This is a genomic window from Marinomonas gallaica, from assembly GCF_049821165.1.
Classification (GTDB): domain Bacteria; phylum Pseudomonadota; class Gammaproteobacteria; order Pseudomonadales; family Marinomonadaceae; genus Marinomonas; species Marinomonas gallaica.
Genome location: NZ_CP187511.1, coordinates 2,860,228 through 2,886,709 on the forward strand (window position 1 = coordinate 2,860,228; position 26,482 = coordinate 2,886,709).

General features: G+C 44.8%; 32 protein-coding genes, 2 pseudogenes and 1 riboswitch. Of the genes and pseudogenes, 9 read left to right on the forward strand and 25 right to left on the reverse strand.

Annotated features, from left to right (window positions below; translation table 11 throughout):
• Nucleotides 1-2 precede the first annotated feature (2 nt).
• From ACPUEK_RS13500 to ACPUEK_RS13510, 3 genes are all read right to left on the reverse strand, one after another.
• Nucleotides 3-395, reverse strand: a complete 393-nt coding sequence (locus tag ACPUEK_RS13500; RefSeq protein WP_425641055.1) for a VanZ family protein — start codon at nt 393-395, stop codon at nt 3-5.
• Nucleotides 383-919 carry a hypothetical protein gene (locus ACPUEK_RS13505; protein ID WP_425641056.1) on the reverse strand — a complete coding sequence of 179 codons (537 nt, stop codon included), beginning with the start codon at nt 917-919 and terminating at the stop codon, nt 383-385. The genes ACPUEK_RS13500 and ACPUEK_RS13505 overlap by 13 nt, the downstream gene beginning before the upstream one ends.
• A gap of 411 nt (nt 920-1,330) precedes the next feature.
• On the reverse strand, nt 1,331-1,801 hold the full coding sequence (locus ACPUEK_RS13510) for a hypothetical protein (protein ID WP_425641057.1): 471 nt from the start codon (nt 1,799-1,801) through the stop codon (nt 1,331-1,333).
• A gap of 80 nt (nt 1,802-1,881) precedes the next feature.
• On the opposite strand from ACPUEK_RS13510, the gene ACPUEK_RS13515 reads away from it, so the two are divergent.
• Nucleotides 1,882-2,172, forward strand: a complete 291-nt coding sequence (locus ACPUEK_RS13515) for a hypothetical protein (RefSeq protein WP_425641058.1) — start codon at nt 1,882-1,884, stop codon at nt 2,170-2,172.
• Nucleotides 2,173-2,529: 357 nt separating this feature from the next.
• Here the strand turns inward: ACPUEK_RS13515 and ACPUEK_RS13520 are convergent, their stop codons facing one another.
• Nucleotides 2,530-3,012, reverse strand: a complete 483-nt coding sequence (locus ACPUEK_RS13520) for a nucleotidyltransferase domain-containing protein (protein ID WP_425641059.1) — start codon at nt 3,010-3,012, stop codon at nt 2,530-2,532.
• 157 nt (nt 3,013-3,169) lie between these two features.
• On the opposite strand from ACPUEK_RS13520, the gene ACPUEK_RS13525 reads away from it, so the two are divergent.
• Together ACPUEK_RS13525 and ACPUEK_RS13530 are read left to right on the forward strand one after the other, a co-directional pair.
• The gene (locus ACPUEK_RS13525) at nt 3,170-3,985 is read left to right on the forward strand and encodes a substrate-binding periplasmic protein (protein ID WP_425641060.1); all 816 of its coding nucleotides are present in this window, start codon (nt 3,170-3,172) and stop codon (nt 3,983-3,985) included.
• 29 nt (nt 3,986-4,014) lie between these two features.
• Entirely contained in the window at nt 4,015-5,382 is a 1,368-nt protein-coding gene (locus ACPUEK_RS13530) for a diguanylate cyclase (protein ID WP_425641061.1), read from the forward strand.
• 642 nt (nt 5,383-6,024) lie between these two features.
• Here the strand turns inward: ACPUEK_RS13530 and ACPUEK_RS13535 are convergent.
• From ACPUEK_RS13535 to ACPUEK_RS13565, 7 genes and pseudogenes are all read right to left on the reverse strand, one after another.
• On the reverse strand, nt 6,025-6,522 hold the full coding sequence (locus ACPUEK_RS13535; protein ID WP_067219283.1) for an AAA family ATPase: 498 nt from the start codon (nt 6,520-6,522) through the stop codon (nt 6,025-6,027).
• Between the two features lie 98 nt (nt 6,523-6,620).
• Nucleotides 6,621-6,860, reverse strand: a pseudogene (locus ACPUEK_RS13540) (putative quinol monooxygenase); the annotation flags it as partial.
• A 60-nt stretch (nt 6,861-6,920) separates the two neighbouring features.
• Entirely contained in the window at nt 6,921-7,403 is a 483-nt protein-coding gene (locus tag ACPUEK_RS13545) for a GNAT family N-acetyltransferase (RefSeq protein ID WP_425641062.1), read from the reverse strand.
• Nucleotides 7,404-7,515: 112 nt separating this feature from the next.
• Nucleotides 7,516-7,983 (reverse strand): DUF6892 domain-containing protein, encoded by a 468-nt coding sequence (locus tag ACPUEK_RS13550; RefSeq protein WP_425641063.1) that lies wholly within the window; start codon nt 7,981-7,983, stop codon nt 7,516-7,518.
• A 157-nt stretch (nt 7,984-8,140) separates the two neighbouring features.
• A complete protein-coding gene (locus ACPUEK_RS13555; RefSeq protein WP_425641064.1) occupies nt 8,141-8,488 on the reverse strand; it encodes a hypothetical protein in 348 nt (115 codons plus the stop codon).
• Between the two features lie 122 nt (nt 8,489-8,610).
• The gene (locus ACPUEK_RS13560) at nt 8,611-9,039 is read right to left on the reverse strand and encodes an SMI1/KNR4 family protein (protein ID WP_425641065.1); all 429 of its coding nucleotides are present in this window, start codon (nt 9,037-9,039) and stop codon (nt 8,611-8,613) included.
• A 301-nt stretch (nt 9,040-9,340) separates the two neighbouring features.
• A pseudogene (locus ACPUEK_RS13565) lies at nt 9,341-9,489 on the reverse strand (IS91 family transposase); the annotation flags it as partial.
• A 225-nt stretch (nt 9,490-9,714) separates the two neighbouring features.
• Here ACPUEK_RS13565 and ACPUEK_RS13570 point away from each other — a divergent pair.
• Nucleotides 9,715-10,122, forward strand: coding sequence for an ABZJ_00895 family protein (locus ACPUEK_RS13570; protein WP_425641066.1), 408 nt, complete (start codon nt 9,715-9,717; stop codon nt 10,120-10,122).
• Between the two features lie 101 nt (nt 10,123-10,223).
• A complete protein-coding gene (locus ACPUEK_RS13575; protein ID WP_425641067.1) occupies nt 10,224-10,679 on the forward strand; it encodes a hypothetical protein in 456 nt (151 codons plus the stop codon).
• Nucleotides 10,680-10,962: 283 nt separating this feature from the next.
• On the opposite strand, the gene ACPUEK_RS13580 is transcribed toward ACPUEK_RS13575, so the two are convergent.
• From ACPUEK_RS13580 to ACPUEK_RS13605, 6 genes are all read right to left on the reverse strand, one after another.
• On the reverse strand, nt 10,963-11,283 hold the full coding sequence (locus tag ACPUEK_RS13580) for a hypothetical protein (RefSeq protein WP_425641068.1): 321 nt from the start codon (nt 11,281-11,283) through the stop codon (nt 10,963-10,965).
• A 121-nt stretch (nt 11,284-11,404) separates the two neighbouring features.
• The gene (locus ACPUEK_RS13585) at nt 11,405-12,073 is read right to left on the reverse strand and encodes an alpha/beta fold hydrolase (RefSeq protein WP_425641069.1); all 669 of its coding nucleotides are present in this window, start codon (nt 12,071-12,073) and stop codon (nt 11,405-11,407) included.
• Nucleotides 12,074-12,217: 144 nt separating this feature from the next.
• A complete protein-coding gene (locus ACPUEK_RS13590) occupies nt 12,218-13,003 on the reverse strand; it encodes a hypothetical protein (protein ID WP_425641070.1) in 786 nt (261 codons plus the stop codon).
• 86 nt (nt 13,004-13,089) lie between these two features.
• Entirely contained in the window at nt 13,090-13,407 is a 318-nt protein-coding gene (locus ACPUEK_RS13595; protein WP_425641071.1) for an antibiotic biosynthesis monooxygenase family protein, read from the reverse strand.
• A 103-nt stretch (nt 13,408-13,510) separates the two neighbouring features.
• Nucleotides 13,511-13,912, reverse strand: coding sequence for a GFA family protein (locus ACPUEK_RS13600; RefSeq protein WP_425641072.1), 402 nt, complete (start codon nt 13,910-13,912; stop codon nt 13,511-13,513).
• A 139-nt stretch (nt 13,913-14,051) separates the two neighbouring features.
• Nucleotides 14,052-14,534: an SMI1/KNR4 family protein gene (locus ACPUEK_RS13605; protein WP_425641073.1), complete on the reverse strand. Its 483-nt coding sequence runs from the start codon at nt 14,532-14,534 to the stop codon at nt 14,052-14,054.
• A 233-nt stretch (nt 14,535-14,767) separates the two neighbouring features.
• On the opposite strand from ACPUEK_RS13605, the gene ACPUEK_RS13610 reads away from it, so the two are divergent.
• On the forward strand, nt 14,768-15,850 hold the full coding sequence (locus ACPUEK_RS13610) for an integron integrase (protein WP_425641074.1): 1,083 nt from the start codon (nt 14,768-14,770) through the stop codon (nt 15,848-15,850).
• Nucleotides 15,851-16,149: 299 nt separating this feature from the next.
• Here the strand turns inward: ACPUEK_RS13610 and thiH are convergent, their stop codons facing one another.
• The 6 genes from thiH to rsmI form a co-directional block, all read right to left on the reverse strand.
• On the reverse strand, nt 16,150-17,310 hold the full coding sequence (gene thiH, locus ACPUEK_RS13615) for a 2-iminoacetate synthase ThiH (RefSeq protein WP_425641075.1): 1,161 nt from the start codon (nt 17,308-17,310) through the stop codon (nt 16,150-16,152).
• The gene (locus tag ACPUEK_RS13620) at nt 17,307-18,080 is read right to left on the reverse strand and encodes a thiazole synthase (protein ID WP_425641076.1); all 774 of its coding nucleotides are present in this window, start codon (nt 18,078-18,080) and stop codon (nt 17,307-17,309) included. The genes thiH and ACPUEK_RS13620 overlap by 4 nt, the downstream gene beginning before the upstream one ends.
• 1 nt (nt 18,081) lies before the next feature.
• Nucleotides 18,082-18,279, reverse strand: coding sequence for a sulfur carrier protein ThiS (thiS, locus tag ACPUEK_RS13625; RefSeq protein ID WP_425641077.1), 198 nt, complete (start codon nt 18,277-18,279; stop codon nt 18,082-18,084).
• A complete protein-coding gene (gene thiE, locus ACPUEK_RS13630; protein ID WP_425641078.1) occupies nt 18,260-19,402 on the reverse strand; it encodes a thiamine phosphate synthase in 1,143 nt (380 codons plus the stop codon). The genes thiS and thiE overlap by 20 nt, the downstream gene beginning before the upstream one ends.
• Nucleotides 19,403-21,373, reverse strand: a complete 1,971-nt coding sequence (gene thiC, locus ACPUEK_RS13635; protein WP_425641079.1) for a phosphomethylpyrimidine synthase ThiC — start codon at nt 21,371-21,373, stop codon at nt 19,403-19,405.
• Nucleotides 21,374-21,521: 148 nt separating this feature from the next.
• Nucleotides 21,522-21,626, reverse strand: a riboswitch (TPP riboswitch).
• A gap of 62 nt (nt 21,627-21,688) precedes the next feature.
• Nucleotides 21,689-22,543: a 16S rRNA (cytidine(1402)-2'-O)-methyltransferase gene (rsmI, locus tag ACPUEK_RS13640; protein ID WP_425641080.1), complete on the reverse strand. Its 855-nt coding sequence runs from the start codon at nt 22,541-22,543 to the stop codon at nt 21,689-21,691.
• A gap of 103 nt (nt 22,544-22,646) precedes the next feature.
• Here rsmI and ACPUEK_RS13645 point away from each other — a divergent pair, with 103 nt between their 5' ends.
• The 3 genes from ACPUEK_RS13645 to ACPUEK_RS13655 are packed head-to-tail and all read left to right on the forward strand — an operon-like array spanning nt 22,647 to nt 25,346.
• On the forward strand, nt 22,647-24,407 hold the full coding sequence (locus ACPUEK_RS13645; RefSeq protein WP_425641081.1) for a penicillin-binding protein activator: 1,761 nt from the start codon (nt 22,647-22,649) through the stop codon (nt 24,405-24,407).
• Nucleotides 24,367-24,738: a YraN family protein gene (locus ACPUEK_RS13650; protein ID WP_417503476.1), complete on the forward strand. Its 372-nt coding sequence runs from the start codon at nt 24,367-24,369 to the stop codon at nt 24,736-24,738. Before ACPUEK_RS13645 ends, ACPUEK_RS13650 begins: the two co-directional genes overlap by 41 nt.
• Nucleotides 24,739-24,752: 14 nt before the next feature.
• Nucleotides 24,753-25,346 carry an SIS domain-containing protein gene (locus tag ACPUEK_RS13655; protein WP_067037575.1) on the forward strand — a complete coding sequence of 198 codons (594 nt, stop codon included), beginning with the start codon at nt 24,753-24,755 and terminating at the stop codon, nt 25,344-25,346.
• A 4-nt stretch (nt 25,347-25,350) separates the two neighbouring features.
• Here ACPUEK_RS13655 and ACPUEK_RS13660 read toward each other — a convergent pair whose 3' ends face one another.
• Together ACPUEK_RS13660 and ACPUEK_RS13665 are read right to left on the reverse strand one after the other, a co-directional pair.
• Nucleotides 25,351-25,740 (reverse strand): ClpXP protease specificity-enhancing factor, encoded by a 390-nt coding sequence (locus ACPUEK_RS13660; protein WP_067037573.1) that lies wholly within the window; start codon nt 25,738-25,740, stop codon nt 25,351-25,353.
• Between the two features lie 61 nt (nt 25,741-25,801).
• Nucleotides 25,802-26,434 (reverse strand): glutathione S-transferase N-terminal domain-containing protein, encoded by a 633-nt coding sequence (locus tag ACPUEK_RS13665; RefSeq protein ID WP_067037571.1) that lies wholly within the window; start codon nt 26,432-26,434, stop codon nt 25,802-25,804.
• Nucleotides 26,435-26,482: the final 48 nt, after the last annotated feature.

The following is a 26,482-nucleotide window of genomic DNA, read 5'->3' on the forward strand; positions in this document are numbered from 1 at the left end:
CATTAAATAGCGGCACTCTTTAGTCGTTTTCGTGCTAAAAAAACAATCAATATTGCTACGACTATACCTACTGCATCTGCAACCAAGTCGGTCAAGTCAAATGTTCTAGTTTCTATAAACGCTTGACTTAACTCTTCACCAATCACAAATAGCATAACGAACGTCGCACCATAATAGAATTTAAATCTACCATATTTAAAATATCGAAACTTAGAACCAATAATGCTAACTAAAGTTAGAAAGCCAAACACACACATGTGTCCCAATTTGTCGCCATAAGGGATCGTTTCAATAAAATCAAAGAAAACACTCTCACCTCCGGTACCCGCTAAGTATATTATCCATACTATAAATATGAAAAAACCAGCAGCTATACCTGAAATCAATCTATACATAGATTGGACCTCAACTCTAAGAGATTCATCGGAATCATAGAGGCTACTAAAATACCTGAAAGAGGCTTCGCATTGCTACCGCGAATCATTTCCCTTTTAAGTAAAGAATGCTTGGAAGGAAAAACAATATAACCAATAATAAAGAGTACCCTACCTGCAAACGTAGAATTTTTATTGCCCCACATAAAGGCCTGAAGCTTTAACTCTTCTGTTACAGAAGTCCCATACCCAAGCAGAACATGATATGTATCATGCTCTTCATATTTTGGTAGGTACCCTAGATTTCTACTGTTCAAAAAATTATATAGCGCTTTACCAAGTGTATGATCTTCAAACTCATTTAATTGCTCAAAAGGATAAGGCCACTCTTCTGGATTCCTGAACAGATTTAGAATCGGTACGCTCCATTCAATTAGCTTAGCCACAATACGATGTCGATTCATGTTTATATTTAACAATTTAGAGTATCTAACTTTTGCATGAGGGGGCTTCTCGATTGTATAAATAGCCGAAATCAGAATCATTCTAAATCATGCTACTTTTATTCAATCTTTTTAACGCGATTTGGGCCGCTAGGCAAGCAACTCTCTCAAACCTTACTATTTTTATACACTAATCTTATTGTGTACTAGCACTCTCAATAAGATTCCCATGACGACATAGCGCAAAACTGTGCTGTTACTCTACTTTCAAATTAAGTGTGAGCCTAGTTAGAAAACTTGGAGCACTAAAAAAGACCAGCACAGCTGGTTGAGCTCAACACCAAGCAGAAATGACAGATTATAAAGAAGCTGAAGAAAAAAGGGTTAAACTTGATTGGGCTAGGTAGAACTTAGGTTTCAGTAATAATTGCACACTTAACAGAGAGAGCAAGCTAATTATATTCTCAGGCTTGCTATGCAGCACAAAGTCCCCTCGAACAAGTAAAGTATCAATCAATTATAAAATTCAAAAGGCTTTTCTTGATAAGCGGGCAAATCATGAATAAAGCTTTTACCTGAGTACCCTTGGCACTGAATATCAGTCAGTAACTGACTACCTTTAAGAACATAAATACCCGCTCGAATATCCTTGTCACGGGTGCCATCTTGCTGCACCTCTCCGTTACTAATAGCGGAATATACCACATAGCGGTAATCGCCATTGTCAAATGTTAAGTGACCTTCACCACCGCCACTGTAGGCAGTGCGGCTATAATGCACCTCTGATATCAGCTCCAGCTCAATATTCGACTCAGTGCCAAATCGATAAACTAAGTTATCGTCACCATTACGACATACCGACACGCTTTTGGTGTTAAAGCCACAAGAGAACGAGACATGCTCCCCTGATTGGCATAAGGACTCGGCATGACTGGTGGTCACAGTGCTAATAAGCACAAGCGATAGATATAAAACGGTTCTCATAGCAAGTCCTAGCATCACCAAATGAAATGATTGGAAGCGCTTTATACTATCGAGTAACCGTTCAAATTTCGACCTTATGAATGAATAGTTATGAAGACTCTCTTAGAGAACCTGTCCATTGGAGCCAAGCTTGCCTTAGGTTTCGGCCTAGAGCTACTGCTGACCCTGGAGGACTTGCTAGCCGTACACAGGATTCTGCGAAAGAAATCGAAGAACTAATCATACAGCTGCAAAATGGGGCTCAAGAGTCACTAGACAAAATCCAAGTCAGCCGTGAGAAGTCTACGCAAAACGCCGACAATGCACGCAGCTTAATCCCCTTATTTAACGACATCCGTGAGCAAATGGGCTATGTCCAAGACATGAACTAGCAAATCGTCACAGCGTCGGAAGAGCAATCTCATGTAGCAGAAGAGATCAACCAAAGTATCGAAAATGTGCGCCAATTGGCAGATCAAACCAGTGAAGGTTCACAAGAATCCGTCGTAGCAGTGAACACGCTTTAAAACGCTTAGCACAGAGTTAAACACTCTAAGCGCGCGCTTCAAAACGCAATCTTAGTCAGAGATATAACGACAAAAGCGCCGCTAGGGATCATCTAGCGGCGCTTTATTATGTAGGATTTTGAAACGCGCTAAACCAGCCAAAACTATCTGGCCAACTCAACCCTATTGCACCATAAACACAAGAACGCTTCCTAATGTGATATCCAACGTATCACTACATTGCTAGAGCACTGAACTCGACGTTAGTTCTTGTATGTCAATTAGGTCGACTTCCCTACCCAATATTCGCTTATACTCGACTAGACGATGTACAGGAATAACTGGTATCTCAATACCTTGATATTGCTTTACAACTGACTCCGAAAAATCGATTCTAAGCTCATACCAAAAGCCATCTAGAGCCGATTGTATCTTCGTATTTTGAGATAAACCGATTTCGATTTTTTGATCTTGGTAAACTAATTGGAAATACTCTAGATCCCAACCATACTCAGCATAATGACTCAACGGCTTAGATACGAACTGCGATACGCGAGCCAAGACCTTGCTTGCATCTGAATTGTGGATATAGAGGTCGATGTCTGCGACTTCACGACTGCCCCCATGAATCGTTGCCGCTAATCCACCAACAATTTGATACTCAACTCCCTCGCTATCCAAAAGTCCTTTGATCCATTTCAAGGCCGTCTTTACTTTATCACCCATCTTGCTCCCTTTGAAAAATCTTGCCCTATGGCATGACGTCCATAGCAGACGCATTTGTGTAAGTATTTTCTGTATGCAGATTAGTGAAGAATATTCTTTGCAGATATTGCAGTAAAACTAATGTAAAGTTAAGGGGCAATCGCATAGGAAGATAATCATGCCTTCGAAAAATAAACGCTTAAATCAAGCAAGCAAATCTCTTACTATGAGTACTCTATTAGTCGGTTTTTCTGCTATGTTTTCTACACCCGCCGTTTCAGACACGCTAAGAATCGCCACCGACGAATGGTGTCCTTACGACTGCATCGCTAGCCAAAACCAAGGTAAAGTAGGCTACCTTGGAGACTTACTCGTTGAAACTTTGGGCGCAAAAGGACACACGATCGAGTTTGTGGAGGTATCCTACTCGCGCGGGCTGCAATTGGTTCGAGAGGGTAAACTTGACGGAACGATGGCCTGCTACCGAGAAGAAGCCCCTGACTTTATCTACCCTGCCTTTGCTTTAGGTAAGAGCAACAGCACGTTCTTCAGCCTTCAAGATTCGAACTGGTACTACAACGGCAAAGAGTCACTTAAGCAGGCACAGCTCATTGGCGTCATTAAAGGATATGACTACGTTGACCCAACTGTAATGGAATATTTAAACCAAAACCCTAAAAATGTTCTGGCTATCACGGGTGAAAAGCCTTTAGAACGATTGCTTGAAATGCTTATCAATGGTCGTCTAACCGCAGTGATTGAAGACAAAATCGTCTTACAATATAAAGCGCAACAAATGGCCTTGGCCGATCAAATAAAGGTTTCTGGAACAACTGATGTGACGATTGATGTCTTCACCAGCTTCTCACCCAAAAACCCTAACTCCTCTGAATACGCCAAAATAGTGTCCGAGGAAACCCTGAAAATGCGAGAAGATGGACGTCTTCAGAAATTACTAGAGCAGTATGGCATTAAAGATTGGAAAGCCGAGTAACCTGTTCTTTGACAACTAAGGCTTGTTGCATGCAACCGTTGCTTAAGCATTACCATCGCTCTATTGCCCTGCACCTACTGTTGATGATCTTCGGCGTTTATTTTTTGGTAGCTGTCCTAGTTACGGTCATACAGCTTTACAAAGAGTACGAAAACACTAGAACAGAATTTTATAATGAAATCCAAACCCTACCATCTACCTTTGGCAAAGGGATCTCCGACTCCGTTTGGACCTATAACCAAGAGTTAATGCAATCAATTATACAGGGGATGTACAACCTACCCATCGTGGTTGGCGTCAAAGTTAGTTCGCTTGACCAAAAAATGGATTTTCAAATCGGTGCCGTGTTAAACGAACAACGTCAAGTTGAGTACTACAACTCTGACGGTCTATCGACCAAGCAAACACATACAGGGCTAGGCTCTCAGTCACTCTTCGATCACGAGTTTCCTATTTATTATCAAGGGCCAGCATTTGATCAAAAAATTCCACTCGGCACAGTAACACTTTATTCAAGCGACCGACTGGTTTTTGAGCGATTGAAGTATGGCTTCATACTTATTTTGGTTAACTCCATTATCAAGACTTGTATGCTTTGGGTGATTATTTATTTCTTCATTAATAAGTACCTTGGTAAACCACTAAAAGAATTTACTTTTAAAATTCATCAGCAAGATCCGCAATCACCAAACCCGATAGATTTAGATATTAGCTGGACAGATGAAAATGAATTACTCATCTTGAAAGACAGTTATAACCAACTGATTCAGCGGGTCAATATGAACCAAATCGAATTGTTAAAACTAAACCAAGAGCTCGATGAAAAGGTTAAAGTTAGAACTCGCGATCTTGAGCGAGCTAAGGAAAATGCCGAGCGACTAGCCTATAGCGATCCACTTACCAAGCTGCGGAATCGTCGCGCATTTTTTAACACAGGAAGGCAGCTGCTCAATCAAGCCGAAACACAGCACTATCCCATTAGCTTGATTATGATTGATCTCGATAATTTTAAGGCACTCAATGACACCTATGGTCATGCTTTAGGCGATCAGGCTTTGATCACCTTTGCAGAGGTTCTGAAAAGCAACCTTCCCTCAATCGACATTATAGGGCGTTTAGGTGGAGAAGAGTTTGCCGTGATTTTACCGAATACAGAAGAAAATGACGCAATGAAGATGGCCGAACATCTCAGACAAGAAATCAGCCACATCGAGCTGACCCACGAACAGTCAATTGTTCGTTTTACGGCTAGCATGGGGATAACTGTAAACTCACAAGGAAGCGCAACCTTAGATCAATTACTCGCTCAAGCGGACAAAGCTCTCTACTTCTCGAAGCACCAAGGGCGCAACCGAGTAACCGCCCATTCAAAAATAGACACTCTTACAACAGAATGAGGTAGGACTTTTGGGGCAGCTGAAATGAAAATACCGCTCACCAGACAAACCAAGAAGATGATTGCACTGGTCGTTCAGTAAAAAGCGTCCTATCTTTTACCTTTTGGGCCCGCTCCGCGGTTCCAATTAGTTTCTGACAAATTGTTGGGAAGGTCGTTTTAAGTCCCAAGCCTTACTCGATGAGACAGCATAGATCTCTCGTTTGCACCCATTTTACAGCGCCTTAATATCCCATCCGAAACTGGATTATCATCGCCATCGAATTTGAACAACACACCCACGCAGCCGTTGGTACAGAACTGATCCTATCAAGCTACTACCAGAATGCAGGCTATAAGCGATGGCCAAAAATAAGCAAAACGAAACAGCTACTCGCCTAGTAAACCAAACTCACCTCTCAACACATATGATCTAAACTGGTCAGAACTACTCACTTCTCGTATTCAATAAACCGCATAAAGCATATAAATCTAGAGTCTAAAAGAGTGTAAATAAGCCCGCTCTAATCGGAACAGGCTTATTTTTGTGGTTCAGCCAAAAGTGAGCGGGGAGTCACTTTCTAAGATGAGTGTCATGTTGAGCTTGGTAGTAGCACAGCTGCGAGGGTCCCAGTGAGCGTAGCGAACGAACTTGAGCATCGTGTTAACTGGATTTGCAAAGGCGGAGCGCTTGCTTTCCCGATTTTGCGATAATTACACGCTTTTTACTTTTAAGCGCATTGAGTTTATCCATGATTACAGGTTTTGAACTTCCCGGATATTCCCATAGAAACTTGATAAAGTCGATATTAAACCTCTCATCACAACCGTCGGCTAGATATTGAGGCTTAGTACTTAAAAATATTCTCTTTAGCGCTCGATAGATACAGGTATAGCGGTTTACATCCAAGAATATTACTGTATCACAAGCTTCAATTCTTATATCAAGTGTACTCTGATAATTACCATCGATAATCCAACACTCGCTATCACAGATGCTCTCTTGAATTTTTATCCAGTCTTTTTTTGGAGTTTTAACCCAATTTGGTTTCCAATATAGCTGATCGAGGTGATGAACAGGCAAGTTCAATTCTTTACCTAATAAAGCCGAGAATGTGGATTTGCCAGAACCGCCGGAACCAATGACTGCAATTTTTTTCATCGTACCTACCTCGTCTTCAATCCAGTTAACGCTCGGGCTCACAGGAGAGCAAGCGCAGCGAGCGGATTCCGTGGAGCCCTTTGTTAGCTTGTAAATTTTCAAACTTCATCTAATTGAAGAGCGGTTTCAGGTTTTGCCCTAAATGTGGGGGTTATTGAATCTGCTTCTTGCATGTGTGGCGATAAGTCATGTGCTGCTAAATCTCCAGAGGACGTCCAGCACTCTGTTATTACGAACTCAACGTCGCTACCGGCAAGTGTGCTAAGATTATACTCCATGCAGCCTTTTTCATTTAAGACTAATGGCTGAAGTTTTTTGAATAAATTGATTTGCTCTTCAGCCTTCCCGGGTTACACCTCAATTAAAACAATCAAATTAATTTCTTTACTTTGCATATGTTAAGCTAGATTGTATTTCATAAATAAAACATCGAATGGTAAATGCGGAAATTCCTTTAACCCATTTTCAATGAAACCAAGACGAATATACCAGTTTTTCAAAACTTCGTGTTTAGCAATGATACCAATACTAATCTCTTCAACACCTTTAGATTTTGCATAATCAAGGGTATGAGATACCAATCTTTCACCAATGCCTTTCTTACGATTGTTTGGCAATACTGAGAGCCTGTTTAAATACCCAATATGAGAATTGGGTTGCTCGAAAGCAACGCAGCCTATAGGTTTTTTATTCTCTCTATAGAGAAAATACTCTTCTCCTCTTTCAAAATCTGACAAAACCCATTCTTTATCGTAGAACGATGGATGTTTGGGGTTATTTTGTCGATTTAGATTAAACTTTTCAGCAACATCTCTGTTTGAGATTGCTACGATTTTTGCTATCTCTTCCGAGTCATTGATGCTTGCAGTGATAATACTCATTTCTTTTGACCTCCTTTTCAAGCTAACGCCCACTTAAGCGGACAAAAAGTGTTGGTTAAAATGTGAGGCGAAGCGGAACCTAACCAACTGTTTTTGTCCGATTAAGTGCTTGTTAGCTTACTTTTACTCCCATATCAATGAATACTCTTTTATGATCATCACTCAAGCCGCAATATTCATCTATTTCTTCAATACCAAGTTCAAATAGTCTCTCGATATCTTTCGCAGAAGCGAAATCAAGAAATTCTAACTTCTTTAAATTTACCATTATCTCTACACCTGAAAATGACTTGATTGCAAACTCATCCCCTTCTCCATCCCAGTTAGGCATAATTAGATGATGAGTTTTACAACACTCCCCAGAGAGAAGAGTAATTTTTTCAAACTGTTTCTCAGTTATATTAATTGCAAGTAACTGCTTTTCTATCTCAGGAATACAATCAAACCATTCATACTTTGGATTTTCTCCGAATACCAACTCATCCAAGTTTTGTTCATCAATAGCATCTATTTGTTTTTTTATTTCATTATCATCATAGTACAAACTACCTAGAGCCAATAATTTCAAATTGTTATCCATGTAAAATAATCTCCTTGTAAGCTAACGCCCGACTCGGCGAGCATGTGGGCTGGAGTGGTTTTTGTGTAGAATGCAGCGGAGCGGAATGGACACAAAAACCAGGGAAGCCTACATGTCCGCTGGAGCTGTTTGTTATGGCCGCTGCACAACCACACGACTAAGAAATATGATTCTCATTAACGTACCAGACACCGGCATTTTGGTGTATACCCAAGACGATAAGAGCCTCATTCTTTTCATAAATTCCACGCCACACAAACCTTAAAGATCTCTGTGGGCTACCTTTACCCGAGCAATTTAACGAGCCAAGATATACCCTTTCTTTGTAGGTCCCTAACTCATCTTTCATCACCTCTACGTCTTTGATAAAAACATCTTCGCTAAAACCTGAATCAACAGTTTCATAACGTTTTATGAAAGAAGCATAATCTCCGTTTTGATCTGCGTTTAGCATTTCAGTGAGATACTTTTCCGCAATTTTTAACTCTTCTTGATTATCTTCCATATCGACTGTTCCTTAATCACTTGAGCTGAATTCGAGTTCTATTGCCATAACGCCCCCAGCAAGCGCGGCTGCGGAATGGAGGCGAAGTCGCAATGTAGTAGCCGTCGCCGTTCCTGTGATTGTTAGAAAGATTTTGTTTCCTCGATCCAGACATCTTTGATCCAGTGTTTTACTGACGACCATTTTTCTCCAGACAGATCGTGCATGTCATGGGACCAGAACACGACATCCCCGTCTTTAGTCACACAATAGAAATCGGCGTTGTCGTGGCATATGGGAATCAAATCACGTGGGACACCCCAGTCTGACCAAGCGTGAGTAGCAACTCTGGCCAAGTGAGTATGTGAGTCGGGGATTGTGAGTGTGACTGGCTCAAATGGGCCGAATACGACGTCTGAAAGCTCGAGCAGATAGCGTCGAAACTCAGGGTGAAAAGAAACACCTAATCTTGATTCTGCGCCTGCCACTTCGTGCTCACTGGGCAAGCGTAATGGTTTCGGCACTTTTTCGTTCAATTGCCTAAGTTCTAATGCGACCTGCTCGAATGTCACGATGGCTCCTTTCTAACAATTAAGGGTTATACGGCAGCGTAGCTGCGGGTATAACCCACTGTTGAACGGCTGCGTTGTCTATATAGGGAATTTGCTTTTTTCATGGTGGGACGTCCCTGTTAAATAACTCGCTAAACATCAGAGTCTGTTTGGACTATGCCGCTTCAGATCGTCTTTGATCGCCGCTATGTTGGTTCATAATGTACCCTTTTGTAGCGTGATTTGACCAGAGAGGCAAGCGCTTCCCTCAGACTTTATAATCTGATCTATTTTTATACCCTGACCTCACTGAGCGCTAATGCTAACTGCCATTGTCCCATGGAAGCATGTGACGCGAAGCCGTTCTATCACTTTACTCTCAGAAGCATCGCCAAGATAAACAACGGTACGCTCTCCACAAGCAGGGCACAAACAACCTGACTCAGCAGCCTTTTCGCTGTCTTCATTGGTTTAGCCAGTAATGTGATCGGAACAGCGTTGATTTTTTATTATTAAAAATTTAACAATCCTGTCTTGATGCGCTAGTTCTGTTACGAATCGGTTTGAACAGCCTCTAACGGCGATAAGACCTTTACAAATACTTTGCTAAATACTTGCCTAGCCGATCTTGCTCACCACATCGGTTCCAGAGATGATAACGCCCTGTATTCAAATATGCTGGATTAAGGAATAATCATGACCAAGATAGGATTTCTGTCACGCTTTACACTGCTCTATACTCTGGTTTTGCTAGCACTGACAGGGGCTTTGACTCAATTCGATATAGAGGATCCCGTCTTTATCGACAGTATCATATTGGTTCTCGTTGCCCTTTGGTGTTTTGAATCCTATAGTACCAAAAATCGACGACTACTCTTCGGTGAAGAAAAGTGGCACTTAATTCTCTTTGCTCTACTCGGAGATGCGATCGCATCGACTCTCTTGGGTGCACCTGCTTTCATTGCTGCAAATATAAGTCTTTCTATTTTCGTCTTTAGCATGGTGTTTTCGCTAGTACTGCATGGTCTGATCTTAATTTTTACGGCCAGCGCGGCAAACAAAAGAGTAATAAAGCAGCTTCCAGAGCTCGCCGAAAACTCATAATTTCTAGGCTGTGGAGTATCTACGTCCGCCAAGAGAAAGCCTAATAGAACATCCTCTTGTTTTTATTTCTTTCAGTATCAGTCTAGCGTGACGATAGCACTATGAAGTTAATCCCTAAATCTGACTTCAACCTACATCCTATAGATGAACAAAAAAGCATTATTGTCGATCACAACCGACGCATACAGACTAAAATAACTGGCACGGCACTTGAGCTTTGTGCACGCTATAAAGATTGGTTTTTAATCTTCACTACCGACGATACCCCTTTTGAAGATATGCTACATGTACATCTGCTAGATGATAGCTTCAATGTGCTGGACTCCCTTACCATCGGTGCGATGTACTGCACCGGCTCATTCTCTGAATCGCAATTAATTTCATCCAACAAAATAGTGTTCCGCTTTATCGGTGACAAGGATTGGTCTATTACCATATTGGACCAAGCTAAGTTTGGGATACCTTATTTCTCATCTATAAAAGGTGTTCGTAAAACTTGGCAATGGCGACATTATTTACACGTGGAAGGGCAACCTAAACCTGAAGTTTGTGGATAGAAAGGAATATGGCTGAATACCTGCTCTGTCAAGGTGTTGACCGTGGCATCAATGAGAGTATCTGAAGGCAGCCTTCTACCAATTTCATCAGAGAAGGTATCTGCGACAGAACTCAAAAGCGGCGACATGCAACTGCGCAGACAGCCACACGATCTTTCTCTTACGTTTTCTTGATGATCACTAAAAAATTGCCTTAACGCCTCAAACACCGGGTTGGTGAAGTTGGTAGCTTTTTTGGAACAAAAAATGTGGCCGCTTTGCCAAGTCCGCGTGCTTTGACTTGTTAAATTTTGCTATGAACGGCATTGAAGTCACCAAATGATTGCTTAAAAGCTGAATTAATAAAGCTGCATACTTCCTCTGCACTCACACCTCTCTCAAGGAACTCACTTAACTCAAGTGCTATTCCTTGGATTTGTTCGATACTTGCATTCTCTATGTCTTGCTTTCGAAACTCCCGGCCAAAAGCGTTGGTGAGAATCTCATAACCATCTTGATTGCAAAGAAGCTCTATATCATCGGGAACGACATCGTTAACCCAATTGATGAACCCATCACATACAGAGTTGATCATATCGTCGTGGTTATCGAATCCATCTACCATGCTCGAACTATCTCTCTTAAAAACTTAACGCCCCAATAATGGGCGAATGCTTGCTGCGAAAATGGCGAAGCCGCAGCAAGTAGGCGTCCCAGCGAGCGAAGCGAGTGTGTTGATTGGTTTGTTATATGGCACTTGCCCGAATTGCATCCCATGCTCCTTCTGGGTTCGTTTGTAGAAGAAAATGAGTCCCTTCCAATTTATGCACTACCACTTTACTAAAAGTATTTTCAAATACATGCAGTACATTTTTTGATACTAGCACATCTTGTCTGGCTAAAAGATAAGTACAAGGAATAGATAGTTTTGAGGTCGGATTTTTCAAGCTGGCGACCTGCTTTAGTCTAAATTTAAGAAGATCTAAAGGTACACTGGACATAGCCTGTATAAACCTACCAGTCAATATGTCATTGGCTTTACCGCCAAACAAAACTCTGAGAAGGAACCAATTGGGTTTTTTAGCTAGTTTTAAAAATGCTGAAGGTATGTGCCCCCCGAATCGCGACAAACTAGAAGGTCGACTAATGAAGCTAGCTACGAAAACTATTTGCTTAACTTTTTCAGGGAACTGTCTACAAAGCTCTAATGCGACCATGCCAGAATAAGACTCAGCAATGACAATTGAATCATTCTCTATTTCTGAAGCAACGTACTTTGCTTGCTCTTGGTATGACACTCCAACTTTTTGAATTAGTGGGATAGTTTGTGTGTTAACTTCGGGAGGAAGAATTTCAATAAAAGGCGTAAACAAAGCGCCAGTGCCATCCATGCCGGGTAACAATACTAAATTCAAAACTACCTCTGTGACATATAACGCCCAATTAAGGGGTGAACAACGCCTCCACCCAAACCTAACGCATTGTGCCATAAACACTAAATTTGAAGTAGAAGCAAAAATGCCAAGCGTTGTGAATCCCTCTTAAATTGCTTGTTATATCTATAGTGGGAATACAGCAGTGAAATAAAATGTATTAAACAAGCAGAAATTAAAGAATATGCTCTCCCTTTCACCTGTCTCCGGGTGTAGCCGATTAGCACCCTCATAACAAAAAATTTCTTTCTGAGCACCTTTGGCAGCAGCCCAATCAAAGTGCTTTAAGAAGTCTTCGCTCAAATCTTTATCACGCTGAGGTGCATCCTCTCTTAAGAAAGTGTGTGGTAAAATATTAACCCTTCCTGTACAACGCTCTCCTAACTCATGGTAGAAGATACCCCTAGCCATGCAGTCAAAGAAGGCATAAAAACGCTTTTCATCGTAAAGAAATGATGCTGCCTTAACTTCTAAACCATTACTATCAACAACAGTTTCCCCTCTTGTATCCTTAGTAACTAACCCCATCAACCCCAGATTCATAATACCTTGGGAGCTAATCTCATCAAATGCTTTAGCACCACCAACAGGATCATCTTTATACTTCTCGATTATTTCTAAGACCTTTTGGGCTTGTTCTCTTGTTGTTTGCTTTTCGAACGCTCGTTTAACACTTCTTTCAATTGCCCGCATGCTCGTATTTCTCAACACTTCGAGATGGGGTTGCTCATCTATTTTTATCGATGAAAGCAAAATTGCGCGGATATATTCATCCTCTTTTGATTTTTCTTGGTTGTGAAGATCACACGAATCAACAGTTATAAGATCTTGCCTCAGCCCTTTCGGGAAAAAGCTCTTAGGTGGTACATGTTCAACTCCTGTAACCTTACCACCACAATAATAACATCCCATCTTAACCTCTAGCTTGAATATAGATATAACGCCCCAATAAGCCGCAGAAAGGAGCGCAGCGTATTGAGGCCGGATTAATTGGTTTGTTAAATGCCGTAGTCACGTTCTACCTTCGATATACGAGTTTTGAATGATGAATACCATTTTTCATGGCCAAGCCTTTGGGCTTCTTGGTGCTCTGCATTAGCCTTCCACTGTCTGATGGACTCAAGATCAGCCCAATATGAAACGGTAATTCCAACATCCTCTCGTGCCGACTCCAGGCCCAAAAACCCTGGTTGTTTTGAAGCTAGTTCAACCATTCGATCTGCCATTTGTCCGTAACCGCTATCACCTTCGGTACGATGAGATGTAAAAATTACGGCGTAGTATGGCGGCTTCGGTGTGTTAGCGATGAGAGACATCTTTACTCCGTTAGGTATTTAACGCCGCCAGCACGCGCGGCTACGAAATGAAGGCGAAGCCGCAATGGAGTAGACGTCGCCGTGACTGGCCTTGTTAGCTATTTCACTCGGGGCGCTCTGCAAATTGAGGTAAGTCATCATGAATGTCGTCCCATGCTGCTTTACTCGCCACAAAAATATGACTCACCTTTTCTATTGCGATCTCATCATCCAAGGTCCCCACTCGAAGCCGCAGAATTTCCGGCATCGACATACGCTTACTGTATATTGGGGAACCACAATTTTCACAGAAGAAGCGCTTGGCGTCCTCTGAAGACGCATAACTTCGTAAAAGATTCTCTCCCGACAACAATTTGAAGTCAGACGACTTAACTGGAGCATTCAAAGCAAAAGCAGAACCATTAGACTTCCGGCATTTCCCGCAGTGACAAAACATAGCCGGGCTAAGCTCACCATCAATCTGGTAGCGGATACCACCGCATAAACAACTTCCTTTCAAACTCATGACACCCTCTCTTTTTGGTAGCTAACGCCCCACTCACCTGCACATACTGCGTAGAGCGTTTTTGTGTGAATATGGAGCGCAGCGACAGACACAAAAACGAGCGTAGCAGTATGTGTCAGTGTGCAGCGGCTTGTTATGTTTACGGCTCTTCATCTTCGATGTTCGTAGTTTTCGATAAAATTTCCAGCAAGTCATTGCCGAGAGAATATGCAAACTCCCAATCCAACGCTCCTGACCCCACGGCAATTATTTGAGGATTTTCTAAGGTTTTCCTAAGATCATAGGCATAAAACACACCTCCACCGTTAAATGCTATTGGTAATACTCCTGGCATGTAGTGAGGGAATTCATAGTTTAGATAGTATTCCCTAAGTTCATTCTTACCAAAAAAGCCAAATTCTCTATCACCATTTACGATAAGCCCCCCATTCGAATAGGATAGAAGTTTTAAATATTGCTCAGGGATTTTCAATATCGGGAGGTACCACTGTTTATAGTCAAGAACAGAGCCGTTATCAATCTCCCCACCTTTTATCTCCTCTGACAGAAAAGTAGAAATTTTCTGGGTCTCATCTTTCGATAAACCCGGATACTTTTCCTCAAACTTAAATTCTTCGAACATATTCATTACTAGAAAATATAACATTTTAATAGTGCGCATGCGGGTTTACACATTGCCGAAGCCCTAAAACAAAACCTTCTAACGATTTGTTCTATCAGCATTTTTCTGGCTTACCCAATAGCACCTCAAAACACAAAATCGAGCATGCGTGTTATATTAATTGTCCACAGCACGTTATTCTGACTGTGTCATTGGTTAGTTATTGATCTTAATACACTTTCACTGACGCTTCCATGACAAATCAAGAAACTGAACCATACTCAGATCATGAAAACAGGCACACAACTTGCGAAGGTAAAAATAAATTGTATATTCATACAGTTAAACAATATATCCACAAGGAGTGTGTGATGTCTTCCAGTCCATTTATGAATCACCTTCGCTGCGAGTTGCGTATACGTGGCTATAGTATGAAAACGGAAAAGTCCTACTTATACTGGATTCGTTATTTCATTAGATTCCATCAGCTTAAGCACCCTAATCAAATGGGAGCCAACGAGGTAAGAGCGTTTCTTTCTTTTCTGGCAACAGAGCAGCATGTTGCTATCAATACACAGAAATCAGCCTTGAATGCGCTCGCATTTCTGTATAACAAAGTGCTTGAGCAGCCACTTGGAGATCTTGGTTTTCAGCATGCAAAACAAGGTCGGCGTTTGCCATCAGTACTCTCTGCCACTGAGGTTAAATCGATCATTGATCAAATTGAGAGTGAGCGAGATAGGCTGATGTTTGCGTTGCTTTACGGTAGCGGTCTTAGGATCAGTGAGTGTTTGAGAATTAGAGTTCAAGACTTAAACCTAGAGCAAGGCAGCCTGGTTGTTCGATGCAGCAAGGGTAATAAAGATCGAACGACTATTTTAAGCAGAAAGTTAGAAGGCGGTATTTCAAAGCAAATAGAAACGGTAAAATTGATTCAACAGCAAGATAATAGCAAGGGCTATGGCCCTTCGCTCCCCTTTGCTCTAAGTAAAAAATATCCTAATGCCTTTCGGCAACTGAGTTGGATGTATTTATTCCCTTCGACCACTTTAAGCCCTCATCCTTTAACAGGTGAACTTTGTCGCCATCATCTGCATGACTCAGTGCCCCGAAAAATACTTAAAAAAGCAGTGCAGCTATCTAACATTCGAACCAAACGCGTGAATTGTCATACGTTCAGACATTCCTTTGCAACCCACCTCCTTATGGCTGGTAGAGACATTCGAACAGTCCAAGAACTATTGGGGCACAATGACGTTTCAACTACGCAGATTTATACGCATGTTATTGGACAACATTTTGCTGGGACTAACAGTCCTCTTGATAACATAATTTGACAGGCTGTTTTCGCACCGCCAGACCCGACAAGAGCACAAAGCTGTCGCTTTGATCGCCGGCACAGCCGCCTCGCACAAGACGTGCTAGAGTAGCATTCCATGGGTTTGATTCGTGCTGACGCGTCGAGGTACGAGACACTGCGCAAGCGAATTGAATGACATGGAAGGGTGCAGCAAAGCGGTTTCTGAGTACCGAAACTGATTATTTGTACCCTTGAAATACTACCTAGGCTGTGAGCTTGATCGCGGGTGCAACCCGCTCGTACGAAAGATCAAGCGCTCGCTGGGAGCGCTTTTGATTAGGTATGGTTGAGGGAGATGTCCCAGTCTTTCCAGACGACTTCGCGGCCTTGGGCGCGGATGGCGTTGGCGACGTCGGTAACGCTGCGTTCGTCGCTGACTTCAAATTGCTCGAGGGCTTGTTGGGCGTCGTCGGCGTAGCCACCCGGTTGGGTTTTCGATTCTGCGCTCATGGTGGTGAAGCCCATGCGTGCAGCGTGGTTACGAAACTCTGCCGATTCTCGGGTAGAGAGGCTCATTTCTAGGTCTGCATCGAATAAGCGCCATGCGGCGATTAGTTGCACCAGTTCTAGATCGGAGATCACGGACTTGGGCTCGATGCCGCCCGCACAGGGGCGGATGCGTGGAAAGGCGACGCTAAAGCGTGAGCGCCAGTAGCGTTTTTGCAGGTGCCTTAAGTGGTACGCCATCATAATGGAGTCGGTGCGCCAGTCGTCTAACCCAAGCAATACCCCTAGACCGATTTTATGCACCTTGGCTTGGCCAATGCGATCGGGTGCGTCCAAGCGGTGGTTAAAGTCAGATTTGTTACCGCGAAGGTGATGCTCAAGATAGGTGCTGCGACGGTAGGTTTCTTGATAAACCAACACGCCATCAAGTCCCAGCTCTTTAAGCCGCGCGTATTCCTCCGTTTCCAGCGGTTGCACTTCCATGGAGAGCTGACTGAACGCCGGTTTGAACAGTGGCAGCATGCGCTCAAAGTATGGCATAGAGACTTTTTTGGTTTCGCCTGTTACCAGCAAAATATGATCAAAGCCCTTTTGCTTGATCGCCGTGATCTCCCGCTCAATTTGCTGTTCGTCCAGCGTGAGGCGTTTGATCGCGTTGCTCATGGAGAAACCACAGTAGGTGCATTCATTGGCGCAGGTGTTGGACAAATACAGCGGTGCAAACAAGCTAACGATGTTGCCAAAGCGCTGCTGCGTTAAGCGCTCGCTTTGCGCCAGCATCTCATTGAGAAACGGTTTGGCGGCTGGTGATATCAACGCCGCAAAGTCGTTGATATCACGTTGTGGTTTAGCCAATGCTCGGCGCACATCGGCCTCGGTCGCGTCTACATGCTTCGCCGTGGTGGCGTCCCAATTTAGCGATTCTAGTGCTGCGCTAAACTGGCCGTCTACCGCGGGGCTTTGGTGTAATACGCGAACGGTGCCACTCATGATAGCTCCTTTAAGAACTCGGTAAAGGGGCTGGAGGCGGCGGCCGTGTGCTGCACTGGCCCTGTGCCCGATTCATAGGCCATGCGCCCTGCTTCGACCGCGAGTTTAAAGGCTTTGCCCATGGTTTCAGGTTCGCTTGCCACCGCCATGGCCGTGTTCACCAATACGGCATCGGCCCCGGCTTCCAGCGCTGCGGCCGCATGGGACGGCGCGCCAATACCAGCATCCACGATCACCGGCACGTTGCTCTGCTCAATGATGATGTCGAGAAATGGCTTAGAGGCCAAACCTTGGTTAGAGCCTATCGGCGCGCCAAGGGGCATGACACATTGCGCGCCCACTTCTTCCAAGCGTTTGCACAGCACGGGGTCGGCGTGAATGTAAGGCATCACCACAAAGCCTAGACGCACCAACTCTTCGACGGCTTTTAGCGTCTCGATCGGGTCGGGCATGAGATAGCGCGGATCGGGGTGGATTTCGACTTTCACCCAGTTGGTGCCTAGGGCTTCTTGCGCCAACTGTGCGGCGTAGATCGCTTCTTTGGCATCCCGAGCGCCCGAGGTGTTGGGCAGCAATTTGATGCCCAGTTGCTGTAGCGGTTTGAGAATGTTGTCCGAGCCGCTTTTAAGATCCATACGGCGCAATGACAGCGTGGTCATGTCGCTGCCGCTGGCGACAAGCGAGGCGATCATTTGCTCTTGATTGGCGTATTTGCCAGTGCCGGTGAATAAGCGCGAGCGGAACTCGTGGCCTGCTATGGTGAATGACATGTTAACCCCCTGCGATGGATTCAAAGATATCGATGCGGTCGTTGTTGTTTAATTCGCACTCAGACCACTGACTGCGCGGCACCACTTGTTGATTCACCGCGACGGCCACGCGTTGCTCACTGGTCACGAGCGCATCGATCAAAGCCGATAACTGACGGTGCTCAGATTGCATCAGCTCATCATTCACATACAACTGCATAAGCATCCTCTTCTTTCTTCGTCACGGCGTTTAATAAGTCTCGTGTGGCCGCTTTGGGATCTTCGGCTCGAGTAATGGCGGTCACTAGAGCAATCGCATCCACACCCGTGGCGTTGACCTTGGGTAAACGCTCGGCGTTGATGCCTCCAATAGCGACCGTGGGGTAAGCGCCATCGATCAGCACCACGTATTGCCCTAAACGCGTTATGCCCTGAGGCTGGGATGGCATGTCTTTGGTCACGGTCGGGAAGATATGACCCAGCGCGATATAGCTGGGCTTGAGGTTGAAAGCGCGCATAATTTCAAAGTAACCGTGCGTACTGATTCCTAGGCGTACGCCCGCTTGCTGGATGGCAGTTAAATCCGCCACTTCAATGTCTTCTTGACCCAAATGCACGCCATAGGCGCCCAGCTCAATCGCTAATTGCCAGTAATCATTGATAAACACCTGGGCGCCGTATTGCTCACCCAAGGCAATGGCCTGCTGCACCTTTTGCTTTAGATCTGGGTCACTCGGGTCTTTAATGCGCAATTGCGCGGTGTTCACCCCTTGCTCGAGCACGAGTGCTAGCCACGCCACGCTGTCCACCACCGGATACAAGGTGAATTGCTCTTTGCAAATCGGGGCAAACTGCCCGCCCGTCGGTAGTTGATGGTCGTTTTCAAACGCGGTGCTGGGAAACCACGCTCGATCCGTTGGCCACGCATTACCCGCCTTTTGCGCCAGCTGAGTTAACCAGGCCAGCGCCAAGGTCATGGCATCTAAGTGTTCGTAGCCTTGCGCGATAAAACACGCCAACGCAACGGCGAGATCTTCGACCACCACCTCGCCCAAGGCGGGAGCAGAAAAGTGCGCAATTCGATCGTCTTGCAGCCATTTGACCCACACCTCATGGCCGTCGCAATGAGCTTGATGCACTACGCTGCTGGCATCGAGCTCATCCACAAACTGCCACGTTTCGCTATCGGTGGTGAGCATGACGCCTGCAAGGCTGGTTTCGATCCGCCGCGCTTCTGTGATGCCGTGAGTCACCCGACAGCCTAGCTGTCGAGCGTGCTCAGCCACAGAAGATTGAAAACACGCGTCGGTAAACGCGATGGTTTTAATCTCTGTATCGTGCATTTACTGCTCCGTTTCGGCTTCAGCCAGCTTGTCTGTGCTTAACTTATCGGTGGTGAGATACACATCACTGCCCAGCTCTTTAAACTGCTCCGACATCTTCTGCATGCCTTCTTCCGCCGTAACATCAACCGCTTCGATTTTCTCAAGCCCCGCGGCGTAGTCGCGCACCTCTTGGGTAATCTTCATGGAGCAGAATTTTGGCCCACACATAGAGCAAAAGTGCGCCACTTTGCCTGACGCTTGAGGCAGCGTTTCATCGTGATAGGCACGCGCCGTTTCCGGGTCCAATGCCAGATTGAACTGGTCTTCCCAACGGAATTCAAAACGCGCTTTTGATAGCGCATTGTCACGTACTTGCGCACCTGGGTGACCTTTCGCCAAATCTGCTGCGTGGGCCGCAATTTTGTAGGTGATCAGACCTTGCTTAACGTCTTCTTTGTTGGGTAAGCCAAGGTGCTCTTTAGGCGTCACGTAACACAACATGGCACAGCCGTACCAACCAATCTGCGCCGCACCGATGCCGGAGGTAATGTGGTCATAGCCTGGGGCAATGTCTTGCGTCAATGGGCCTAAGGTGTAGAACGGCGCTTCGTGACAGTGATCCAATTGTAGATCCATGTTCTCTTTGATCAGCTGCATCGGCACGTGACCGGGGCCTTCGATCATCACCTGTACGTCGTAATCCCACGCAATCTTGGTTAGCTCACCTAGAGTACGTAACTCGGATAATTGCGCTTCATCATTGGCGTCCATGATGGAGCCAGGGCGCAGGCCGTCCCCTAGCGAAAGGGCCACGTCGTAAGCGGCACAGATGTCACAAATCTCTTTGAAGCGGGTGTATAAGAAGTTTTCTTCGTGGTGCGCCAGACACCATTTGGCCATGATCGAACCACCGCGCGACACGATACCAGTAAGGCGTTTGGCGGTCATGGGGACATAACGTAGCAACACACCACAGTGAATCGTGAAGTAATCCACGCCCTGCTCCGCTTGCTCGATCAGCGTATCGCGGAACACCTCCCAGTTGAGGTCTTCGGCGACGCCGTCTACTTTCTCAAGCGCTTGGTAAATCGGTACGGTGCCGATCGGCACTGGCGAGTTACGCAGAATCCATTCGCGCGTTTCATGAATGTTCTTACCGGTCGATAAGTCCATCACGGTGTCGGCACCCCAGCGTGTTGACCATACTAGCTTCTCCACTTCTTCTTCGATCGAAGACGTGAGCGCCGAGTTACCGATGTTGGCGTTGACTTTCACAAGGAAGTTACGACCAATGATCATGGGTTCGGTTTCTGGATGGTTTACGTTGTTAGGGATGATCGCACGGCCTTCGGCGACTTCCTTACGCACGAACTCTGGCGTAATCTCTGTTTGAATATTGGCACCGAAGCTATGGCCCGGATGTTGTTTGAGCAATAGCTCAGACTTGATCGCTTGTAGGTTTTGGTTCTCACGGATGGCGATGTATTCCATCTCGGGCGTGATGATGCCTTGACGTGCGTAGTGCATTTGCGTCACGCATTGACCTGCTTTGGCTTTACGCACACGGGGCAGGTGTTTGAAGCGTAGCTCCTCCAACTCATCGTTCGCTAAACGTTCTTGAGCAAAGTTTGAACTCACACCTTCGAGGATTTCGGTGTCGTTTCGAGCGTCAATCCATTGCTGGCGTAGGGCTTTTAGGCCGACATGTACGTCGATGTTCTCTTCAGGGTCCGCATAGGGGCCGGCGGTATCGTATACGTAGATGGGCTCGTTCGGCTCAAACGTTAGCTTGTCAGGATCGGAGCCAATTGGCGTATCGCTAAGATTAATTTGACGCATCGGTACTTGAATGGACGCGTCAGACCCTTGCACATAAATGCGCTCGGACGACGGAAATGGCGTCGCCTGTAACGATTCGATAAAGGCTTTGGCGTCTAGACGGGCTTTTTCGCGCGTTTTTTTATTGGGTTTAGGTGGTGCAGTCGACATTAGCAGATTCCCATTAAGTTTGTATTTGGAAAAAATGCTTGTCAGGAGAACACGTACTTCCACGTACGTGCGGCAGCTTGATCCCCTCTTCGACTAGGGTTGTTACCTAGATTTGAAGCGGTCAAACCACGCTTATTCAGCAGAAAAGAAAAGATGCTTTCTTGTTCCCTTCGCAGGTATTAGCCTGATCAGGTTCTGCGGATCCCGCATTAAAATGCGATCTCAGCCAATTAAGGCACTCCGACAAGTTGTGCATCAGTATACGCGTTTGGAAGTCGCTGTAAACTCCCAAACGGTCATTGCTTGTTGAGCCGATTAAGAATCGTTCATTGTCAGCGCTTGTTTATACAAAGCATTTTTCTTCTCACCCGTAATTTCTGCGGCTAAAGCTGCGGCTTGTTTCACTGGCAATTCTTTTAGCAATATCGTGAGCACTTTAAGGGCTTCAGTATTGTCTTCTTGCTCGGCAGGAAGTGACACCATCATGACGAATTCACCACGGGTTTGGTTGCTATCGTCTTCTAAAATTTGCTTAATTTCAGAAACCGAACCAGACAAGAATGTCTCAAATGTTTTCGTTAATTCTCGTGCCAAGGCAACTTGTACTGTGTCGCCCCAAACCGTATTCAGGTCTTCTAAGCAGTCTAAAATGCGGTGTGTCGATTCATAGAATACTACGGTACCGAGGCTGGGTACCCAACTGGACATTTCATCACGACGCGATTTGCTTTTGGCCGGTAAAAAGCCAACAAAACTAAAACGGTCGGTGGGTAACCCCGATGCACACAACGCCGTGATTAATGCTGATGCGCCCGGGACCGGCACAATGCGATGCCCCTCTTGACGTAAAAAATGAACTACATGATACCCTGGGTCAGAAATCAGCGGCGTACCCGCGTCGGAGATCAAAGCGACGTTTTTACCTTCGTCTAATAACGATGCAATGTACGCGGCTTTGTCTCGCTCATTGTGGTCGTGCAAAGCAAATAATCGAGTTTCAATACCAAAATGGTTCATCAATCGTTTGCTGTGTCGAGTGTCTTCCGCCGCTATAAAGTCAACTTCTTGTAAAACTCGTTTCGCACGATCCGTAAAATCATCCAGATTGCCAATTGGGGTCGCTACAATGTAGAAGGTTCCTCTCACATCATTATCAGACTGTGTTACCATGTTTCCTCTTTATCGGCTTAAGTATTGCGTACATATGAGTTTGTTTAGATCCCGTATCATACCATTATCCTTAGTCACATTGTCTCTTATTGGCTGTGGAGCCATGGAAACTTCCACATCCAATCAAAGCCCTGTGATTGCACAGCAAATGCAGCAAGGTGATCTTCTTGATTACGAGTTTGCTATGGCTCAGGCTAAACAACAGTCTAGCCCTGAACAGTCCGCGCCATTTTATCTCGCAGCCGCAAAAGCCTTAGTGAGAGATGAGCAATATCTACAAGCTCGTATGATCCTTGAAGCGCATGTTATTAACCTCGATACGCCATCGAAATTTGGCGGTTTACTTGAGTTAAGCACAGTCGCTATTGCGCTTGAAGTGCCCATGTTAGCAGTGCAGGTACTGAGTCAAGCGGGTCAAATGCCCATCGCGCAACGGCCAGAGAACAATATTAAGCTGTTACAGCATCATGCCGCGGTCATGTCTTCTTTAGACAGTTGGCCAAGTGCTGTAAGAGACTACATGCAGCTTACTTTGATGCTGCCTGTTGAACAGCAAGAAGCCAATCGTCAACAACTTTGGCTAACCATTCAAAACCTTACCGACAATGAAGTTTCTTACTTAGAAAGCAGCCCTATTCCGCTACTCGATGGCTGGCTTCAAGTGTCAAAAATCTTACGCGAGCAAGCACAGACAGTTGACCAGCAAGTACAAGCTTTCCACATCTGGCAAGCTCAGAACCCTGGCCACCCTGCGTCAATGAACCCGCCATTAGATTTCCAGATCATGGCATCACTTGAGCAGCACATGCCAACTTCTGTTGCCATCATGCTACCGATGAGCAAAGAATTAAAAACCGCATCTGACGCGATTTTAGATGGTATTTTACAACAATATTATTCCAACACGTCGGTGCAACCGGACCTGCGTATCATCGATACAGATTCTTTTACTACCTTCACAGAAGCGTATCAAGTAGCCTTAGCAAGTGGCGCAGAAACTATTTTAGGACCTTTGCGAAAGCAGAACGTTGCTCAACTTCCTAACCTGGTTACAGATGTGCCAACTATTGCACTGAACCAACTTGAAAGTAATACGATCGTAGCAAACTTATATCATTTTTCTTTGAACGTAAGAGACGATATTCGTGAATTGATGACGTTTGCCAAGAAAGAAGGCGCTCAAAACTCTGCTGTTTTGTCTATGCAGCCAACTTGGGCTTTACGCCAAAGCGATCAATTCCGCGAGATTGCCAACGAGCTGAACATACCCGTACTAAACACCATCTCTTATGAGAATACCCCTACGGGTCGTGCCTCAGCGGTTAAACAGTTACTCCAAGTGGACGAAAGTGAAGCGCGTATTCACAAAATTCGTCAATGGACAAAGCAAGATATTGAGTCAACACCTCGAGCACGCCAAGATTTGGATTATGTATACTACGTTGGCAAGCTTGACGATGCGAAACAGATACGCCCTCTGCTAAACTTCTATTTTGCCGAAGATATTCCGTTATTAGCGTCGCAAACGATCCACGACAAAGCACCTAACTCCACCACTAAAAATGAAGACATTGAACGCATCATTTTTACGGAGCTACCTGCAGTCCTAGATACATCTAGCAAAACCGGGGATACGCCGTTTGTTCTGCAACGGTTGACCGCGTTGGGAAATGACAGCTATTTACTTGCTAAGAGATTAGCTTTGTTTACCAATGTAAAATCAGCAAGAGTATCCGCTAGAACAGGGATCATTACGCTAGATGACGACGGAATCTTCAATCGACGACCAAATATAGTGACGTATAAGCAGGGAGAGCTTATCGATGCTAAAGAAAGTTATTTCGCCCAGAAAAAAGAACTCTGATGGAGAAAAAGCAGAGCGATTAGCCGAACAGTTCTTGGTCTCTCAAGGTTATGTTGCTATCGCTCGAAATTTCCATTCGCGTGTTGGTGAGGTCGATTTGATTATGCAACATCGATCTACCTATGTATTCGTTGAAGTTCGCTACAGGGCCAACGCCACACGAGGCAGTGCTAGCGAAAGCATCACAGCCGCAAAATATCGCCGAATTCTGAAAACCGCAGAATATTGGTTAATGAAAAACAATCTGCAGCATAGCCAATACCAAATTGATGTAATTGCCATAGATGGCCTTTTAGATTTACATCATATTGATTGGTTACAAGCAGTGTAGACACAGTAGTTGTTATGGATTATCAAGAAGCCATTTATACCCAATTCGCACAAAGCTTTGAGTCTCAACAGTATGCTCTGGAAACATTACCCGCTCACATAGAGCATGCCGCTATTGTGTTATTTAATAGCATTGCAAATGGCGGTAAGGTCGTTGCCGTTGGGAATGGAACAGGCTCATTTATTTCACAATACTTTAGCACGCTGTTGTTAGACCGCATGGATCGTGAACGTCCAGGTCTACCTGCCATTTCTCTAACCAGCAATGGCAACGCTCTACTCGCGATCACTCATAACGACAGTTACCACGATGTGTTTTCAAAGCAGATTACAGCACTGGGTAACCCTGGTGACGTGTTGTTTGTGGTAGCAAATAAAGGCAATACGTCGCCGATTATTCAAGCAATTCAGGCAGCACACGAACGTAAGATGAGCATTGTTGCATTGACTACTCCGGACGCTAAGAATGTCTCATCACTCACATCACGGGATGATACGGAAATAAAAATCAATCTAACGGGAACGGCACGCGTACAAGAGGTACAAACAACTGTCGTTCACGCACTGGTAGATCTTTTGGAACGACAGCTATTTGGTTACGATGACTAAGGCGCTATTTCACAACTTTTAGTGTGAAGCCTTTTTTTGGCGGCTCTGGCGGCGTTGGTTCTGGCTCTGGAGTCTCATCACCAAATTCCTCTGGCGGAAAGGCCAACCCATCCCCATTTTCTTTCGCATAAATCGCTTCAGCGGCGGCCATCGGCACAAACACCTGCATTGGCTTTCCACTAAAACGCGCTTCAAACGAAACACCGGCTTTATCAATATGCAAATGACGCACAGCACTCATACTGATGTTTAAGACAATTTGACCGTCTTTCACAAACTCAAGCGGTACAACCGCCCCTTCATATTCAGCATTTACCAATAGGTAAGGCGTCATCTCGTTGTCTGCAATCCACTCATAGGTTGCATTCAATAAATAAGAACGCTTTGGAATCATTACTTGCACTCCAGATAAAATAAAAGGGGCAATATGCCCCTTTTGTTATTCGTAATTAACCTTAATCAAGGCGCATTTCTTGTTCAGCTTCAGAAAGGCTTTCTTTGAACGATTCACGTTCAAATACTAGATCCATGTATTTGTACAAACCAGGCGCTTGAGATTTTTCAATATCAACACCCAGTATTGGCAAACGCCATAATACTGGAGCAAGACAGCAATCAACAATCGTGAATTCTTCACTCATGAAGTAAGGCTTTTCTTCAAAAATTGGTGATACGCTTACTAAGCTCTCACGCAATTCTTTCTGGGCTGTTTCAACTGTTTCACGGTCTTTACTTGTCAATATTGTATCAACTAATACCGCCCAGTCACGCTGAATACGGTACATGTAAAGACGGCTTTCGGCACGTGCAACTGGATAAACCGGTAGCAATGGTGGATGCGGAAAACGCTCATCCAAGTATTCCATCATTACGTTTGGCTCATACAAAACAAGTTCACGGTCAACCAGCGCCGGCAACTCGTTGTAAGGGTTAATATCCGCCAATTCCTCTGGCTTGTTGAAAGGATCAACATCAATAATATCTACGGTTACCGCTTTTTCAGCCAACACAATACGTACGCGATGGCTGTAGTGATCTTCTCCATCAGAGAAGAACGTCATTGAAGAGCGCTTTGCAATAACACCCATGTATAACCCCTATTCAATAAACAACGAAAACCCCATGAAGGGGTTAAC

Excerpts from the sequence above, each read along its gene's own strand:
- rsmI (WP_425641080.1), bottom strand. The coding sequence starts at position 22,543 with ATGGTAACACAGTCTGATAATGATGTGAGAGGAACCTTCTACATTGTA.
- ACPUEK_RS13500 (WP_425641055.1), bottom strand. The coding sequence starts at position 395 with ATGTATAGATTGATTTCAGGTATAGCTGCTGGTTTTTTCATATTTATA.
- ACPUEK_RS13520 (WP_425641059.1), bottom strand. The coding sequence starts at position 3,012 with ATGGGTGATAAAGTAAAGACGGCCTTGAAATGGATCAAAGGACTTTTG.
- ACPUEK_RS13575 (WP_425641067.1), top strand. The coding sequence starts at position 10,224 with ATGAAGTTAATCCCTAAATCTGACTTCAACCTACATCCTATAGATGAA.
- ACPUEK_RS13605 (WP_425641073.1), bottom strand. The coding sequence starts at position 14,534 with ATGTTCGAAGAATTTAAGTTTGAGGAAAAGTATCCGGGTTTATCGAAA.
- ACPUEK_RS13570 (WP_425641066.1), top strand. The coding sequence starts at position 9,715 with ATGACCAAGATAGGATTTCTGTCACGCTTTACACTGCTCTATACTCTG.
- ACPUEK_RS13595 (WP_425641071.1), bottom strand. The coding sequence starts at position 13,407 with ATGTCTCTCATCGCTAACACACCGAAGCCGCCATACTACGCCGTAATT.
- ACPUEK_RS13600 (WP_425641072.1), bottom strand. The coding sequence starts at position 13,912 with ATGAGTTTGAAAGGAAGTTGTTTATGCGGTGGTATCCGCTACCAGATT.
- ACPUEK_RS13655 (WP_067037575.1), top strand. The coding sequence starts at position 24,753 with ATGGATTATCAAGAAGCCATTTATACCCAATTCGCACAAAGCTTTGAG.
- ACPUEK_RS13505 (WP_425641056.1), bottom strand. The coding sequence starts at position 919 with ATGATTCTGATTTCGGCTATTTATACAATCGAGAAGCCCCCTCATGCA.
- ACPUEK_RS13545 (WP_425641062.1), bottom strand. The coding sequence starts at position 7,403 with ATGAGTATTATCACTGCAAGCATCAATGACTCGGAAGAGATAGCAAAA.
- ACPUEK_RS13620 (WP_425641076.1), bottom strand. The coding sequence starts at position 18,080 with ATGTCATTCACCATAGCAGGCCACGAGTTCCGCTCGCGCTTATTCACC.
- ACPUEK_RS13530 (WP_425641061.1), top strand. The coding sequence starts at position 4,015 with ATGCAACCGTTGCTTAAGCATTACCATCGCTCTATTGCCCTGCACCTA.
- ACPUEK_RS13645 (WP_425641081.1), top strand. The coding sequence starts at position 22,647 with ATGGAAACTTCCACATCCAATCAAAGCCCTGTGATTGCACAGCAAATG.
- ACPUEK_RS13610 (WP_425641074.1), top strand. The coding sequence starts at position 14,768 with ATGACAAATCAAGAAACTGAACCATACTCAGATCATGAAAACAGGCAC.
- thiE (WP_425641078.1), bottom strand. The coding sequence starts at position 19,402 with ATGCACGATACAGAGATTAAAACCATCGCGTTTACCGACGCGTGTTTT.
- ACPUEK_RS13510 (WP_425641057.1), bottom strand. The coding sequence starts at position 1,801 with ATGAGAACCGTTTTATATCTATCGCTTGTGCTTATTAGCACTGTGACC.
- thiH (WP_425641075.1), bottom strand. The coding sequence starts at position 17,310 with ATGAGTGGCACCGTTCGCGTATTACACCAAAGCCCCGCGGTAGACGGC.
- ACPUEK_RS13650 (WP_417503476.1), top strand. The coding sequence starts at position 24,367 with ATGCTAAAGAAAGTTATTTCGCCCAGAAAAAAGAACTCTGATGGAGAA.
- ACPUEK_RS13555 (WP_425641064.1), bottom strand. The coding sequence starts at position 8,488 with ATGGAAGATAATCAAGAAGAGTTAAAAATTGCGGAAAAGTATCTCACT.
- ACPUEK_RS13550 (WP_425641063.1), bottom strand. The coding sequence starts at position 7,983 with ATGGATAACAATTTGAAATTATTGGCTCTAGGTAGTTTGTACTATGAT.
- ACPUEK_RS13660 (WP_067037573.1), bottom strand. The coding sequence starts at position 25,740 with ATGATTCCAAAGCGTTCTTATTTATTGAATGCAACCTATGAGTGGATT.
- thiS (WP_425641077.1), bottom strand. The coding sequence starts at position 18,279 with ATGCAGTTGTATGTGAATGATGAGCTGATGCAATCTGAGCACCGTCAG.
- ACPUEK_RS13515 (WP_425641058.1), top strand. The coding sequence starts at position 1,882 with ATGAATAGTTATGAAGACTCTCTTAGAGAACCTGTCCATTGGAGCCAA.
- ACPUEK_RS13665 (WP_067037571.1), bottom strand. The coding sequence starts at position 26,434 with ATGGGTGTTATTGCAAAGCGCTCTTCAATGACGTTCTTCTCTGATGGA.
- ACPUEK_RS13580 (WP_425641068.1), bottom strand. The coding sequence starts at position 11,283 with ATGGTAGATGGATTCGATAACCACGACGATATGATCAACTCTGTATGT.
- ACPUEK_RS13590 (WP_425641070.1), bottom strand. The coding sequence starts at position 13,003 with ATGGGATGTTATTATTGTGGTGGTAAGGTTACAGGAGTTGAACATGTA.
- thiC (WP_425641079.1), bottom strand. The coding sequence starts at position 21,373 with ATGTCGACTGCACCACCTAAACCCAATAAAAAAACGCGCGAAAAAGCC.
- ACPUEK_RS13535 (WP_067219283.1), bottom strand. The coding sequence starts at position 6,522 with ATGAAAAAAATTGCAGTCATTGGTTCCGGCGGTTCTGGCAAATCCACA.
- ACPUEK_RS13525 (WP_425641060.1), top strand. The coding sequence starts at position 3,170 with ATGCCTTCGAAAAATAAACGCTTAAATCAAGCAAGCAAATCTCTTACT.